Raw genomic sequence first — 14677 nt, forward strand, 5'->3', positions numbered from 1 at the left:
GGTCACCGGCGGTGACGACAGGGGCGCCGCGGCCCGGCAAGGTGTCGGTGGGCGGGCCGAAACCCTGACAGCCTGTCGGTGCCCGGCCCGGGGATGCGGTCCGTACGCTGGTTCCACCCCGACCCGCGAGCGATCCGAGGTACCGAACGTGTCCGTGCAGCCCAGCCCCGACCTCGCGGCCGGCGCCGCCGTCAAGGCCGCCGACCGCGCGCATGTGTTCCACTCCTGGTCCGCGCAGGGCCTCATCGACCCCCTCGCCGTCGCGGGCGCCGAAGGCTCGTACTTCTGGGACTACGACGGCAACCGCTACCTCGACTTCTCCTGCCAGTTGGTGAACACCAACATCGGCCATCAGCACCCCAAGGTCGTCGCCGCGATCCAGGAGCAGGCCGCGAAGCTGTGCACCATCGCCCCGGGCTTCGCCGTGGACGTACGGTCCGAGGCGGCGCGGCTGGTCGCCGAGCGCACCCCCGGCGACCTCGACAAGATCTTCTTCACCAACGGCGGCGCCGAGGCGGTGGAGAACGCGGTCCGGATGGCCCGGCTGCACACCGGCCGCCCCAAGCTGCTCTCCGCCTACCGCTCGTACCACGGGGCCACCGCCACCGCGATCAACCTCACCGGCGACCCCCGCCGCTGGCCCTCCGACAGCGCCTCGGCGGGCGTGGTGCACTTCTGGGCGCCGTTCCTCTACCGCTCGCCCTTCCACGCCGACAGCGAGGCGCAGGAGTGCGAGCGCGCGCTGCGCCACCTCGAGGACACCATCGCCTTCGAGGGCCCGCAGACCATCGCCGCGATCATCCTGGAGACCATCCCCGGCACCGCCGGGATCATGGTCCCACCGCCCGGCTATCTCGCCGGGGTCCGCGAGATCTGCGACCGCTACGGCATCGTCTTCATCCTGGACGAGGTCATGGCGGGCTTCGGCCGCACCGGCCACTGGTTCGCGGCCGACCACTTCGGCGTCACCCCGGACCTGCTGACCTTCGCCAAGGGCGTCAACTCCGGCTATGTGCCGCTCGGTGGCGTCGCGATCTCCGCCGAGATCGCCGCGACCTTCGACCAGCGGCCCTACCCCGGCGGTCTCACCTACTCCGGCCACCCGCTGGCCTGCGCCTCGGCCGTCGCGACGATCAACGCGATGGCGGAGGAGGGGATCGTGGAGAACGCCGCCGCGATCGGAGAGAACGTGATCGGCCCGGGGCTGCGGGAGATCGCCGAGCGTCACCCCTCGGTCGGCGAGGTGCGCGGCCTCGGCGTCTTCTGGGCGCTGGACCTGGTCAAGGACAAGGAGACCCGCGAACCGCTCGTCCCGTACAACGCCGGCGGACCGGACAACCAGCCGATGGCCGGCTTCGCCGCGGCCTGCAAGCGCGGCGGTCTGTGGCCCTTCGTGAACATGAACCGCACCCATGTCGTGCCGCCGTGCACCGTCACCGAGGCCGAGGCCAAGGAGGGGCTCGCGATCCTGGACGAGGCGCTGGCCGCGGCCGACGCGCATACGGCGTAGCCGCACCGGGGGCCCGGGGAACGCCGACCCCGGGCCGTCCCGGGTGGGCTGCCTGGGTGGTCCTCGTTCCGCTGCCCGTTTGCCCTCGGGCCGCTGCCCGACCGCTGCCCGGTGTAGACCACCGCCGCACTCTGCGTGTTCCGCGCAACGGCCCTCGCATATCGTGATGCGAGGGCCGTCCGCTTTCTTACACCGACGGCCGTGGAAGGAGACGGTCCTCGATGCCCGTGCCCGGCGCCAGCCCGGTCAAGCGGAACACCCTGCGGCAGCAGATCGCCGACGCGCTCTGTGACGAGGTGCTCGCGGGCCGGCTCCTTGCGGGGCGCCAGTTCACCGTCAAGGAGATCGCCCAGCAGTACGGCGTCTCCGCGACCCCCGTCCGGGAGGCGCTGCTGGATCTGTGCTCCCAGGGGCTGCTCGATGTCGAGGAGCACCGGGGGTTCAGGGTCCACGACTTCACCATCGACGACTTCCGGCACATGGTCGACGCCCGCACGATGGTGGTCGAGGGCGTCTTCCGGCACTACGTCGAGCTGAAAACCATGACCCCGCAGGCGCTGGCCTCGGTAAGGCGGCGGGCCGAGGAGGCGGAGCGGGCCGCCCGCTCCGGTGACCTGGACATCCTCATCGGCTACGACCTGCGCTTCTGGCGCGAGATCTGCGGGCTGGTCGGCAATCCGTATGTGTCGGACTTTCTGCAGCGGCTACGCGTGCAGACCTGGGTCTTCACGGTGCCGTATCTGCGTCGCGTACCCGATCTGCGCGGTCAGCTATGGACCGGGCACTCCGAGCTGACCGCGGCGGTCACCCGCGGGGACCCACATGACTCGGAGCGGTTGATAGGGGCGTACAACACGCATTTCCGTGCGCTGATCGAGCGGTTGGTGGAGCGCGAGGAGTCGCGCGCGCAGAACCGGACGTCGGAGGTCAACTCCCCCTGATCTCCTCCTGAACTCTTCCCGAACTCCTCCCGGCCCGTCAGCGGTTCCCCCGGGCGGTGAGTGAGCCGGAGGCCGGGGAGGCCGGAGCGGCGGCGGGTGGACCGACCCGCCAGGGTTGGCTTCCGGCACTCTTCGCGACGCGTACGCGGGGCATTACGCTGAGCCGACCATCGACCGTACGGATACGAGAGTGAGATCGCGTGGCATGTGACCTCTGGCTGGTCCCCCTCGTCGATGTGCTGTGCCACAGCCCCGACAACCCCTTCGCCGAAGAGATCGCCGCGTACGACAAGGCGCTCAGTGATGCCGGTTTGCCGCCCGTACCCGTCTTCAGTTATATGCCGGGACTGTCCGGGGATGTCGCCCCGGTGGCCGGTTTCGACTACGACGCGCTGCACTTTCTCCGCCGTGCCTATCTGTTGCAACTGTGCGGACTCGCGGTGACGCCGGTGGACGAACTGGGCGGGGACTACGAGCAGTTGCTGGAGATGTTCGAGCCCACGGCCCAGCAGTCGCATCTGGTGTGGCACTACGACCACGCGGGGGCGTATGTCCCCGTCGACTTCCAGAGCCCGCTGTCCAACGACGAACTCCTCGAGGGCGGCGGCCCGTTGGGATCCAGCCACGGCCTGCTGCGCGAGCTGGAGGCGGTCGCCCCGGCGCTCGGCATCGACCCGTCCAACCCCCCGGCCGCCCCCGCGCCCCCGGCCCGCCCCACGAGCCTGGAGGAGCCGGCGGCCTCGGTCCCGTACGAGGACAGCCCCTTCGCACGGGAGCGCCATGTCTGGCTGGGCCTGCACGCGGCGGCGACGCGCAGCCTGGGCCAGGGCTCGATGATCGTCTTCAGCTAACCGCTCCTTCGGCTTACCGCTCCATTGGCTGATCGCTCCGACAGGCGTTGCGGTCCGGTCGTCAGCGGGGCGGCTCGGGAGGACGCTGCCGCGGCATATTGGGCCGGGCGGGGCCCGGCGGCAGCGGAAAGCGGCTCGCGGGGCTCCCGCTGTCCGGACGGGAGCCCTGGGCCATCAGCGCCTGCGTGACCAGCGGTGCCGCACCGGCCCCGAAGTCCACCATCCAGCCCGCCGTCTCGGCCCGCACCAGCTCCGACACGTCCTCGCAGAACCGCCGCAGCACCGACAGACACCGCTCCACGGCCTCGCTCGCGGTGCCCTCGGTCGGGCCCAGCACCTCCCGCACGCTCTCCGACGCCCAGTCGAACTGCAACGCCTCCAGCCGCCGGTGCACCGCCTGCGCCGTGGCCACGTCCCGCATCCAGCCGGACGTCAGCCCGAAGAACCGGTCGCCGCCGACGCAGGCGGCCGCCAGCAGCAGCGCCAGCGCGCCCCACCCGCCGCCGCCGTCCAGCGCCCCGTTCAGATCCAGCAGCGGCAGTACGCCCGCCACGACCGCCGCCACCGCGGCGCCCACCCGCAGCACCCGGGCGGTCCGGCGCTTCCACACCCGTTCGGCGAGGTACCACCCCGCGACCTCCAGGGCGCCCTCCTCGACCCACCGGTACAACTCGTCGAGCCGCTCCGCCGGCTCCCCCCAGTCGCCGTGCGGGAAGGGGCGACCGAGCAGATCTCCCTGGGCTCTCGCACCCTCCTGCCGAGGGAGCCCCTCGGGCTGCGTCTCCGGCTGACTCACCGTGCAACTCCCTCTGCGGCGGCGTTTCTCCTGGCGCGCGGCTGATGCGCGACCACCATTCCTACCGCCGAACGGCTGGCCACGAAGACCCGATCACGGGTTTTCAGCCCGTAAGAGCTGCCCCATCGGGTATAGGACCGCCCACTCCTCACCCAAAAGAGTGTCCCGTCTCACTGCCCATGGGCCGGCACTGCTCGGCCCGGTCGGGTGCGGCTTTCTCTCGCGCCTTCGGCGTTTGCCCCAAACGCTTGATCTGGTGCAACTAAATTGTCAATCGATATCCAGGGGGACTACCCCCGTCCCCCGGTGGTCCGGCATCGGCATCAGCCCCGAGTGCCGGAGCCGCCACCGGCCCCGGCCTCCGACCGGCCCGGCGACCGGCGAGTGGCCCGCGCCCCCACCCCCCGACCCATGCTCAAAGGCGCCGAAGGCGCGAAAGGGCGACGCGGCCGAACACACCACCCATCGCCCAACGGCGCTGCCTCGCCCAACAGCGCCCTGCCGCAGCACCGGCCCCCGGGGCGGGGTGCACCGGTCCCGAGGCAATAGGCTGCATACCGTGAAGGTCCTCGTCATCGGCGGCGGCGCCCGCGAACATGCCCTGTGCCGCGCTCTCTCCCTCGACCCCGACGTCACCGCCCTGCACTGCGCCCCCGGCAACGCCGGCATCGCCGAGGTGGCCGAGCTGCACGCGGTCGACGCGCTCGACGGCGCCGCCGTCGCCGACCTCGCCGCCTCCCTGGGGGCGGGCCTCGTGGTCGTGGGGCCGGAGGCCCCCCTCGTGGCGGGGGTGGCCGACGCCGTGCGCGAACGGGGGATCCCGGCCTTCGGGCCGTCCGCCGAGGCGGCGCAACTGGAGGGTTCCAAGGCGTTCGCCAAGGACGTGATGGCGGCGGCGGGCGTGCCCACCGCCCGCGCCTATGTGTGCACCACGCCCGCCGAGATCGACGAGGCGCTGGACGCGTTCGGCGCGCCGTACGTCGTCAAGGACGACGGCCTGGCCGCGGGCAAGGGCGTCGTGGTGACCGAGGACGTCGAGGCCGCCCGCGCGCACGCGCTGGCCTGCGGCCGGGTGGTGATCGAGGAGTTCCTGGACGGCCCGGAGGTCTCCCTCTTCGCGATCACCGACGGCGAGACCGTGGTCCCGCTCCAGCCCGCCCAGGACTTCAAGCGCGCCCACGACGGCGACGAGGGCCCGAACACGGGCGGCATGGGCGCGTACTCCCCGCTGCCCTGGGCCGACCCCGAGCTGGTGGACGAGGTCGTGGCCACGGTCTGCCAGCCCACCGTCGACGAGCTGCACCGCCGCGGCACGCCCTTCTCCGGGCTGCTGTACGCGGGCCTGGCGATCACCTCGCGCGGGGTGCGGGTGATCGAGTTCAACGCCCGCTTCGGCGACCCGGAGACCCAGGTGGTCCTGGCCCGGCTGAAGACCCCGCTGGCCGCGGTGCTGCTCGCCGCCGCCACCGGCCGTCTGGACGCCCAGCCGCCGCTGCGCTGGAGCGACGGCGCCGCCGTGACCGTGGTCGTCGCCTCGCACAACTATCCGGACACCCCCCGCACCGGCGACCCGATCACCGGGCTGGAGGCGGTGGCCGAGCAGGACGGCCCCAAGGCGTACGTCCTGCACGCGGGCACCAAACGGGACGGCGCGTCCGGTGCGGTGGTGAGCGCGGGGGGCAGGGTGCTCTCCATCACCGCGACCGGCTCCGACCTGGCGAAGGCGCGCGAGCGGGCCTACCGCGCGGTGGGCCGGATCGGGCTGGCGGGCTCGCACCACCGCTCGGACATCGCCGCGAAGGCGGCGGCCGAAGCGGCCTCGTAGGGACAAGCCGTAAGACGCGTAAAGCGACGCTGTAAGAAGAGTCTCAAGGGTGTCCCAGGCGGGCCCGCGAACGGCCCCGAAGCCCGCTTGCGCCTGTTCACACGGGGCCGGGCGTCGCCATCGCGAAGTTCCCGGTTTTACCCAAGGCCATTCCATCGGGTGAGCGCTTCCGCATCCTGCTGACGCACGCCCGGCCCCCAACTAGTGTGCCGCTCAGGCGAGGTGCGGCAACTGGCCCACCGGCATTGCGGAGTGAGCGGCCAGTGCGACAGTGGGTGGGGAGAAGACAACGCCGCCGTCGTCCGCTGTTCAAACATCGGCCGGACAGTAGGGGGTGATGGGAACCGTGGCAGGTATCGAAGCAGGTGCCCTGACGGCGCGCGCTCGCGCCCTCGCGGTACTGCGCATCCGGAGCACGGCGCTCGCGGTCGCACTCCTTCCGGCCGCGGCAGCCGTCGTGCTGCTGGCCGGAAGCGCCACCGGCAGCGTCGGCGGTTCCCAGGACCAGGGCTGGACGGCCCTGCGCTGGGTGGTGACCGGGGGCGCTCTGCTGGTCCTGCTGCTGGCGGCGGCCGTGGCCGCCGTGGTCGTCCGGGCCAGGCCCGCGCTCACCCCGACGGTGGCCATCGTCGAGGAGACGGCGCCCGATCTCTACCGGCTGGTGCGCGATCTGGCCGAGCGGCTGGAGGTGCCCGCGCCCTCGGCCATAGCGCTCACCCCCGACTGCGACAGTTGGCTGGAGGACCGTACGCATCCGGCGCACGCCCAGCGCCGGGAGCATAGGGACCGCGGCGCCCTGGCGGTCGAGGAGCCCCGCTCCGCGCGGGGTGCCCCCGGCCCCGCGAGCGGCGCGGACCGGATCGTGGACCGCCCCGACCGGCGGGTCCCGCAGGCGCCGGTGCTGGTGATCGGCTCGCCGTTCCTGTGGTGGATGCGGGTCGCCGAGCTGCGCGCGCTGCTCGCCCCGGTGGTGGCGGGCACCGGCCCGTCCGTCCATCCCGACATAGCCTCCGCCCGCCGCTTCGTGCGCGGGCTGGACGCCGCCGTGGCCGTCGCGGCCCAGGGCGGCGAGCCGTCGTCCGGACCCGCGCCCGCCCTGGTGGCGGTGGTGCGCCGCCCCGCCTTCGCCTTCGTCGGCTGGGTCGCCCGGCTGCTGCTGCGCGGCTGCCGGGACCATGCGGCCGAGATGGAGCGCGCGGTCGCCGCGGCCGCCTCCGAGCGGGCCCGGACGGTCGACTACGGGCTGCGCATCGTCGCCCAGGAGCAGGTGGGCCTCGCCTACGCGGGCTGGGACCGGCTGCTGACCCGGGTCGCGCTGCCCGCCTGGCGGATGGGCCGCTGGCCCTCCCGGCTGGACGCGGGCGTGGTCTCGGCGCTCACCGAGCTCTCCCGCCGCGACCGGCTCGCCGAGGGGTTCACCTCCCGGCTGAGCGAGCGCCCGGCCTGCGACCTCCTGGAGGAGCCCGGGGTGATAGACGAGGCCACCTCGCTGCTGGCCGCCCGCCTCTTCCACGGCGGCCCGCCGGAGCCGGGCCCCGACTGGTCCCCGGTCGACTGGAGCGCGTATCCGGAGGAGGTCGTGGACCGCAAATGGCGGCAGGAGGCCGCCCGGCTGAACCGGCTCCTGGACGAGCGGGAGGACACCCACGACCTCGTGGGCGCCGCTCGCGCACCGGTCCCCGTGAGCGCGCCCGCGCCGCCCACCCTGGCCCGGGTCATGGACCGGCTCACCGCCACCGCGGCCGACCCCGCCGACGCCCCCGACGGCGGCGCCCCCGGGCTCGCCGCCCGGCTCAGTGTCGAGGTGGCCCATGAGGAGGCCGCCGCCACCCGGGCGTACGGCCAGGGCCCCGCGGCGGGGGCGGAGGGGGCCGCCGGCGGGTCCGGTGGCGACCCGTGGATCGACGACTTCGCCCCGGCGTTCCCGCTGCAGCCGCCGCGCACCGGCCGCGAGCTGCTCGCCGACCATGTGACCGCCATGGTCTGCTGCGCCGCCGTGGACACCGCGGGCGCGGCCCCCGGCCTCGACTGGCTCGACGGGCCCGCGCTGCTCGTCGACGGGCGGCGGCGGGCCGACCTGGCCCATCCGGTGCTCAGCCTGGTGGAGGACGGGGACGACGGGCCGCTGCGCGCCTGGCTCGGCGAGGTGGGAATCCGTCCGGAAAAGCCCGTCCGGCTGGTGTAGGCGCGCATAGTGCGCCGGATCCGCTCCTATGTCCAGCCTTGTCGCGCGTTCGGCGTCTGTTCCGGCAAATTAGCGACTATCGGTGACGGAGTAGGTGCGTAATGTGATGTGCTTGGACCGGTCGCTGTCCGCCCGGCCCACGAGTTCCGGCCCACCGGCCCGGACCGCCAGACCGGCGCTGCAGCCCGGCCCACAAGGCCGGATCCGCTGCGGTGCGGTGTGCGAGGACAGCGAGGCGAGGCGCCGCCGGGCACGCAGGGGAGGGGAACGATTGTGGGGACGGACCAGATCCGGCGCTGGGAGTCAGGAGCGCTCGCGCACGCGGTGACGGATCCTTTCGGCCAGGGCCCGCTGCCCTGGCTGCGCGACAGTGAGAACTACTTCGACGACACCGGGCGGGTGGTCCCGTGGTACGTCGACCATGTCCAGCACTCCGGGGCCCACCCCGGGGCCATCGACCGGGCGGCCGGGCGGGTCCGTGCGAAGGGTCCCGCCAGGATCCCCGGCCCCCGCACCGCCGACGATGTCCACCGACAGATCAAGGGCTTCCCCTCCGCTTCCGCGGCGGCCCCCGGCGAGGCCATCGACTTCCGGATCACGGTGGATCCGCCCCAGCAGTTCAGCGTGGACATCTACCGCATCGGCTACTACGACGGCGTCGGCGCGCTGAAGATCACCACCAGCCCCCGGCTGTCCGGGATCGTCCAGCCGCCCCCGCTCACCGCCGACCGCACCGTCTCCTGCCACCACTGGTGGCTGTCGTGGCGGCTGCAGATCCCCTCGTACTGGAAGCCCGGCGCCTATGTCGCGGTGCTGACCACCGTGGACGGCTACCGCAGCCATATCCCGTTCACCGTCCGCGACCCCCGCCCCGCCGATCTCCTCCTCGTCCTCCCCGACCTCACCTGGCAGGCGTACAACCTCTACCCGGAGGACGGCCGGACCGGCGCCAGCCTCTACCACGCCTGGGACGAGCGGGGAAAACTGCTGGGCGAGTCGGAGGCGGCGATCACCGTCTCCTTCGACCGGCCGTACGCGGGCGCGGGGCTGCCCCTCCATGTGGGCCATGCGTACGACTTCATCCGCTGGGCCGAGCGCTACGGCTACGACCTGGCCTACGCCGAGATGAGCGATCTGCACGCGCGTCGGGTCGACCCCACCCGCTACCGGGGGCTGGTCTTCCCCGGCCACGACGAGTACTGGTCGGCGCCGATGCGCCGCGCCGTGGAATCGGCCCGCGACAGCGGCACCTCGCTGGTCTTCCTCTCCGCCAACACCATGTACTGGCAGGTCGAGCTCACCGCCTCGCCCTCCGGTCCGGACCGGCTGCTGACCTGCCGCAAGCGTCGCGGCCCCGGCCGCTCGGCGCTGTGGCGGGAGACCGCGCCCGAACAGCAACTGATCGGCATCCAGTACGCCGGCCGGGTGCCCGAGCCGAGCCCGCTGATCGTGCGCAACGCCGGCCACTGGCTGTGGGAGGCCACGGGCGCGGAGGAGGGCGACGAGCTGCCCGGCCTGGTCGCGGGCGAGGCCGACCGCTACTTCCCGCGCACGGTCCTGCCCGAGCACCTCCGCCGCATCCTGCTGGCCCATTCGCCGTACGAGGACACGGAGGGGGTCGTCCGCCACCAGGAGACTTCGCTCTACCGTGCCCCGAGTGGCGCTCTGGTGTTCGCGTCGGGGACGTTCGCGTGGTCGCCTGCGTTGGATCGTCCGGGGCATACGGATGAGCGGATTCAGCGGGCGACGGCGAATCTGCTGGATCGGATCTGTAAGCGGGGTTGAGGTGGGCGGCCCCGACCGGGGGCGGGCGGGGCGGAGCCGTGTGGGTTGCGGCTTGCGGTGAGGTGCGGCGGGTGGGGAGGTGCGTGGCGCTCTGGTGTTCGCGTCGGGGACGTTCGCGTGGTCGCCTGCGTTGGATCGTCCGGGGCATACGGATGAGCGGATTCAGCGGGCGACGGCGAATTTGCTGGATCGGATCTGCAAGCGGGGTTGAGGCGGGCGGCCCCGATTCCGCAAGCGGGGCGACCCCTACGACGCCGGGGCCAGGGACGGCGCCGTCCGTACGCCGAAACGATGCCTCAGCGCCGACAAGGCCGCCAGGTATCCGCACATGCCGTGCACACCCGGCCCCGGCGGGGTCGCCGACGAGCACAGAAAGAGCCCGGGGAGCGGGGTGCGGTATGGATCGAGGCGGGGCACCGGCCGGGCGAGGCTCTGCCACAGCGTCATCGCGCCCGAGCCGATGTCCCCGCCCACATCGTTGGGGTCGTACGCCTCCAGGTCCCGCCCGGACAGGCCGCGCGCCGCGAGCACGGTGTCGCCGAAGCCGGGGGCGTAGGTCTCGATCCGGGAGCGGATCAGCTCGACCGGGTCGGTGTCGTCGCCGTTCGGCACATGGGCGTAGGCCCACACCGGGCGCCTGCCGGGCCGGGCGCGCCCGGGGTCGGTGACGGCCGGGTCGACGAGAAGGACGAACGGCTCCCGGCTGCGCACCCCGCGCGCCGTCAGGGTCTCCTGCCGGGCCAGCTCGGCGTGGCCGCCGCCCAGGTGCACGGTCCCGGCGCGGCCCACGGCGGGGTCGGCCCACGGGATCGGCTCGCTGACCAGGAAGTCGGCCTTGGCGGCGGCCGGGCCGTAGCGGAACCGCCGCAGCGCCCGGACGTAGCGGTCGGGCAGCCGGCGCCCGGCGATGTCCAGCAGTCCCGGCACACCGGTGTCGAGCAGCACCGCACGAGCGCCGCCGGCCAGCTCGGCGAGGTCGCCGATCGGGCGCCCGGTGTGGAAGGTGCCGCCGTGCGCGGTGATGTCGTCCGCCATGGCCTCGGCGATCCGGGCGCTTCCGCCGCGCGGCAGCGGCCAGCCGGGGCCGTGCGCCAGATGCCCGAGGAGGGCGGCCACCGCGCCCCCGGCCAGGCTGGGCAGTTTTCCCACGGCATGGGCGGCGACCCCAGCGAGCAGGGCGGGCGCCGCCTCGCCGGTGAAGCGGGCGGCGCCGAGCCGGGTGCCGTGGACGAGGATCCGCGAGGCCAGCAACAGTGGTGCCACCGGATCGCGGGGGAGCGCGCGCTGTCCGGAGAGGACGAAGTCGACCAGGCCCTCGCTGTGCCGCAGCAGCGGCGCCATCAGCCGCCGCCAGCGCTCCCCGTCCGGGCCGAGCCCGGCGCAGGTGGCCGCCAGATCGCGGTGGGCGAGCGCGGCGCGGCCGCCGTCCAGCGGATGGGCGTAGGAGACCTCGGGCGTCAGCAGCTCCACCCCGCGCGCGGCCAGGCCGAACGCGCGGAAGAAGCGGGAGACGGGCGCCATGGGGTGGACCGCCGAGCAGATGTCGTGTGCGATGTCCGCGTCGAAGAGCGGCTGGGTGCGCAGCCCGCCGCCGATGGTGTCGGCGGCCTCGTACACCTCCACCCGCAGCCCGGCGCGGGCCAGGGTGACGGCGGCCGCGAGCCCGTTGGGGCCGCTGCCCACGATCGCCGCGTCGGCCATGCCACACCTCCCATCCGGCCCCATCCGGCCTTCTCCGGTCCCCTCCAGCCGCCTCCGGACCCGTCCGGAGGCGGCTGGAGGGGACCGCAGCCCTCCGTCCCGTGTCCCGCAGCCCTCCTTCGTCTCGTCCTGCCGCACGAGTTCCTCCTACGAGGCGTTCGAACCGGCCGGAAGCGGAACCCGAAGCGCCGGGTCCCGCGGTCCGCGCCCCGCCGCCGGTCACCGCCGCTTCGTGCGGCAGAATCGAGGAGGGCTAGGACAAATGGACAAAAACACCAGGAGGAAGCGTGTCCGGATTCGTCGAGAAGCCCGAACCGGTCGAGGTTCCGGGCCTTCAGCACCTGCACACCGGCAAGGTGCGCGACCTCTACCGGAACGAGCGCGGTGAGCTCGTCATGGTCGCCAGCGACCGGATCTCCGCCTACGACTGGGTCCTGCCGACCGAGATCCCCGAGAAGGGCAAGATCCTCACCCAGCTCTCCCTCTGGTGGTTCGATCTCCTCGCCGACCTCGTCCCCAACCATGTCCTGTCCACCGAGCTGCCCCCCGGCGCCCCCGCCGACTGGGAGGGCCGCACCCTGGTGTGCCGGTCGCTGCGGATGGTCCCGGTCGAATGCGTGGCGCGCGGCCATCTGACCGGCTCCGGCCTGGCCGAGTACCGCGAGACCCGTACGGTGTGCGGGATCGCCCTCCCCGAGGGGCTGACCGACGGTTCCGAGCTGCCCTCCCCGATCTTCACCCCGGCCACCAAGGCCGAGGTCGGCGAGCACGACGAGAACGTGGCGTACGAGGAGGTGGCCCACCGCATCGGCGCCGAGCCCGCCGCCCAGCTTCGCCAGGCCACCCTCGCCATCTTCAACCGGGCCCGGGAGATCGCCCGAGCCCGCGGGATCATCCTCGCCGACACCAAGTTCGAGTTCGGCTACGCGGAGGCGACCCTGGGCGCGGAGGGCGCCGAGCCGGTGCTCGCCGACGAGGTGCTGACCCCGGACTCCTCCCGCTTCTGGCCCGCCGACCAGTGGCAGCCCGGCCGCGCGCAGCCGTCCTTCGACAAGCAGTACGTCCGCGACTGGCTGACCTCCCCGGCCTCCGGTTGGGACCGGACCGCCGAGCAGCCGCCGCCCCCGCTCCCGGCGGAGGTCGTCGAGCGGACGCGGGCGAAGTACGCGGAGGCTTACGGGCTGCTGACCGGCACCCGCTGGAAGTAGGCCGCAGAACGACCAAGGGTCCCGGCCGAATGGCCGGGACCCTTGGTTCGTGGAGCGGACGACGAGGCTCGAACTCGCGACCTCAACCTTGGCAAGGTTGCGCTCTACCAACTGAGCTACGTCCGCCTGCGCCGGACTCTTCCGATTCGACGCGCCTCTACTATAACCAAACCCTCGACCGGTGAACTACCACCCGGGTGTCGAGGCCGCTCGGGGCGGCGGCGCGGAGGGCTCAGGAGCCGCTCAGGAGCCGCTCAGGAGCCGCTCAGAGCCAGCCGTGCTCCTGGCCGATCCGTGCCGCCGCGTGCCGGTTCTCCGCCCCCAGCTTCGCCGCCGCGGCCGACAGATAGTTCCGGACCGTCCCCTGGGAGAGCCCGGCGCGCTGGGCGATCTCCGCGATGGAGGCGCCGTCCGCCGCCAGCTCCAGCAGCTCCGCCTCCCGCGCGGTCAGCGGGGAGTCCCCCGCACTGATCGCGTCGGCGGCCAGTCCGGGGTCGACATAGCGGGACCCGCCGTGCACTGTGCGGATGATCTCCGCGAGCCGCTGCGCGGAGGTGGTCTTCGGCACGAACGCCCGCACCCCCGCCTCCAGGGCCCGCTTGAGGTGCCCCGGCCGGCCGTGGCTGGTCACGATCATCGTCCGGCAGCCGGGCAGCTCCGACCGGAGCGTCGCGGCCACCGAGACCCCGTCCGCCGCCGGCATCTGGAGGTCCAGCACCGCCACATCGGGCCGGTGCGCCCGCGCCATCGCCAGCGCCTCGGGCCCGGACGCCGCCTCCGCGACCACCAGCAGATCGTCCTCGAGCGCCAGCAGGGCGGCCAGGGCGCCCCGGATCAGATGCTCGTCGTCGGCCAGCAGCACCCGGATCGCCGCGGTGTCGTTCACACGCCCCTCCCAGCGGGACCTCTTCCAGCGCGCCCCTCGCACAGGGGCCTCTTCCGGCGGGATCACACCGACCCGGCACGCCGTCACTTTCCCTCAGCGGCACCGCCGTTCGCGCCCGCCCCGGCCCCGGCCCCAGTACCAGCCAGGGATTCCGGGCCTGAAAACGCCTGAGGCGCCGGTCGATTCGACCGGCGCCTCAGATCTGGAGCGGACGACGAGATTCGAACTCGCGACCCTCACCTTGGCAAGGTGATGCTCTACCAACTGAGCCACGTCCGCATGCCTCCGACCAGCTTTCACCGATCGGCGCGTGCATCACTCTACCTGATCCTCTTTGGCAAGAGGGCGATAGACGATGAGAGCGGGTGACAGGGATCGCACGCTGCGCCTCCCCCTTGGAAAGGGGGCGCTCTACTACTGAGCTACACCCGCATGGTGTCTTCCTCGGGGTTTCGGCCTTTCGGCCTCGCCCCTCGGCGTGCTCCAGACTTTAGCGGATCCCCCGGGGTGGTGTGCAACTCGGCTGAACGGGTCACTCAGACCGACTCGTTGAAGGCTTCGTAGACCTTCTTGGGGATCCGGCCGCGCGGAGGCACCTCCATGCCGTGCGACCTGGCCCAGGCGCGCACCGCGGCCGGGTCCGGGGCGACATCGGTGCGGCGGTACGTCTTGCCCGAGCGGGCTCGCTTGCGTCCGGCCTCCACGTACGGCGCGAGGGCGTCGCGCAGTTTCGACGCATTGGCAGAGTTGAGGTCGATCTCGTACACCTTGCCGTCGAGTCCGAACGTGACCGTCTCTTCCGCTTGGCCGCCCTCGAGGTCGTCGGAGAGCGTGACTACTACGCGCTGCGCCACGGATATCGGTCCTTTCGGGCTGCATCGATGCGTTGACGTGCAAAGATGTCAGCTGTCCAGTTGTGTCCAACAATGCTTTTTCATTTGTACAGCGACTGGCATTGCATTGTGAACCCCGGTAATTCCATCCGCGTG

At 72.8% G+C, this 14677-nt stretch carries 11 protein-coding genes and 3 tRNA genes; 7 read left to right on the forward strand and 7 right to left on the reverse strand.

Annotated features, from left to right (window positions below; genetic code table 11):
• Window positions 1-148 precede the first annotated feature (148 nt).
• The 3 genes from STRVI_RS01315 (at window position 149) to STRVI_RS01325 (ending at window position 3302) form a co-directional block, all read left to right on the forward strand.
• On the forward strand, window positions 149-1510 hold the full coding sequence (locus tag STRVI_RS01315; protein WP_014053815.1) for an aspartate aminotransferase family protein: 1362 nt from the start codon (window positions 149-151) through the stop codon (window positions 1508-1510).
• A 221-nt stretch (window positions 1511-1731) separates the two neighbouring features.
• Window positions 1732-2451 (forward strand): GntR family transcriptional regulator, encoded by a 720-nt coding sequence (locus tag STRVI_RS01320; RefSeq protein WP_014053816.1) that lies wholly within the window; start codon window positions 1732-1734, stop codon window positions 2449-2451.
• Between the two features lie 200 nt (window positions 2452-2651).
• The gene (locus STRVI_RS01325; RefSeq protein ID WP_014053817.1) at window positions 2652-3302 is read left to right on the forward strand and encodes a hypothetical protein; all 651 of its coding nucleotides are present in this window, start codon (window positions 2652-2654) and stop codon (window positions 3300-3302) included.
• A gap of 61 nt (window positions 3303-3363) precedes the next feature.
• Here STRVI_RS01325 and STRVI_RS01330 read toward each other — a convergent pair whose 3' ends face one another.
• Window positions 3364-4098 (reverse strand): SLATT domain-containing protein, encoded by a 735-nt coding sequence (locus tag STRVI_RS01330; protein ID WP_014053818.1) that lies wholly within the window; start codon window positions 4096-4098, stop codon window positions 3364-3366.
• 559 nt (window positions 4099-4657) lie between these two features.
• On the opposite strand from STRVI_RS01330, the gene purD reads away from it, so the two are divergent.
• The 3 genes from purD to STRVI_RS01345 all read left to right on the forward strand — a co-directional run bounded on the left by purD (window position 4658) and on the right by STRVI_RS01345 (window position 9893).
• On the forward strand, window positions 4658-5923 hold the full coding sequence (gene purD / locus STRVI_RS01335; protein ID WP_014053819.1) for a phosphoribosylamine--glycine ligase: 1266 nt from the start codon (window positions 4658-4660) through the stop codon (window positions 5921-5923).
• A 337-nt stretch (window positions 5924-6260) separates the two neighbouring features.
• Window positions 6261-8108, forward strand: coding sequence for a hypothetical protein (locus STRVI_RS01340; protein WP_014053820.1), 1848 nt, complete (start codon window positions 6261-6263; stop codon window positions 8106-8108).
• 273 nt (window positions 8109-8381) lie between these two features.
• A complete protein-coding gene (locus tag STRVI_RS01345; RefSeq protein WP_014053821.1) occupies window positions 8382-9893 on the forward strand; it encodes a N,N-dimethylformamidase beta subunit family domain-containing protein in 1512 nt (503 codons plus the stop codon).
• Window positions 9894-10139: 246 nt separating this feature from the next.
• Here STRVI_RS01345 and STRVI_RS01350 read toward each other — a convergent pair whose 3' ends face one another.
• Window positions 10140-11594 carry a phytoene desaturase family protein gene (locus tag STRVI_RS01350; RefSeq protein WP_014053822.1) on the reverse strand — a complete coding sequence of 485 codons (1455 nt, stop codon included), beginning with the start codon at window positions 11592-11594 and terminating at the stop codon, window positions 10140-10142.
• 287 nt (window positions 11595-11881) lie between these two features.
• Here STRVI_RS01350 and STRVI_RS01355 point away from each other — a divergent pair, with 287 nt between their 5' ends.
• Window positions 11882-12802, forward strand: coding sequence for a phosphoribosylaminoimidazolesuccinocarboxamide synthase (locus STRVI_RS01355; protein ID WP_014053823.1), 921 nt, complete (start codon window positions 11882-11884; stop codon window positions 12800-12802).
• 50 nt (window positions 12803-12852) lie between these two features.
• Here STRVI_RS01355 and STRVI_RS01360 read toward each other — a convergent pair.
• The 5 genes from STRVI_RS01360 to STRVI_RS01380 all read right to left on the reverse strand — a co-directional run bounded on the left by STRVI_RS01360 (window position 12853) and on the right by STRVI_RS01380 (window position 14542).
• Window positions 12853-12928: transfer RNA gene (locus tag STRVI_RS01360), tRNA-Gly, on the reverse strand.
• A gap of 139 nt (window positions 12929-13067) precedes the next feature.
• Window positions 13068-13688, reverse strand: coding sequence for a response regulator transcription factor (locus STRVI_RS01365; protein WP_014053824.1), 621 nt, complete (start codon window positions 13686-13688; stop codon window positions 13068-13070).
• Window positions 13689-13891: 203 nt separating this feature from the next.
• A tRNA-Gly gene (locus tag STRVI_RS01370) sits at window positions 13892-13967 on the reverse strand.
• 81 nt (window positions 13968-14048) lie between these two features.
• Window positions 14049-14120: transfer RNA gene (locus STRVI_RS01375), tRNA-Gly, on the reverse strand.
• 104 nt (window positions 14121-14224) lie between these two features.
• Complete coding sequence (locus tag STRVI_RS01380) at window positions 14225-14542, reverse strand: histone-like nucleoid-structuring protein Lsr2 (RefSeq protein WP_014053825.1); 318 nt, start codon at window positions 14540-14542, stop codon at window positions 14225-14227.
• Between the last annotated feature and the right edge of the window lie 135 nt (window positions 14543-14677).

The organism is Streptomyces violaceusniger Tu 4113 (assembly GCF_000147815.2).
GTDB classification, from domain to species: Bacteria; Actinomycetota; Actinomycetes; order Streptomycetales; family Streptomycetaceae; genus Streptomyces; species Streptomyces violaceusniger_A.

Bases quoted from the DNA above. Each gene is read 5' to 3' on its own strand.
- STRVI_RS01320 (WP_014053816.1), top strand. From the start codon at position 1,732: ATGCCCGTGCCCGGCGCCAGCCCGGTCAAGCGGAACACCCTGCGGCAG.
- STRVI_RS01340 (WP_014053820.1), top strand. From the start codon at position 6,261: ATGGGAACCGTGGCAGGTATCGAAGCAGGTGCCCTGACGGCGCGCGCT.
- STRVI_RS01350 (WP_014053822.1), bottom strand. From the start codon at position 11,594: ATGGCCGACGCGGCGATCGTGGGCAGCGGCCCCAACGGGCTCGCGGCC.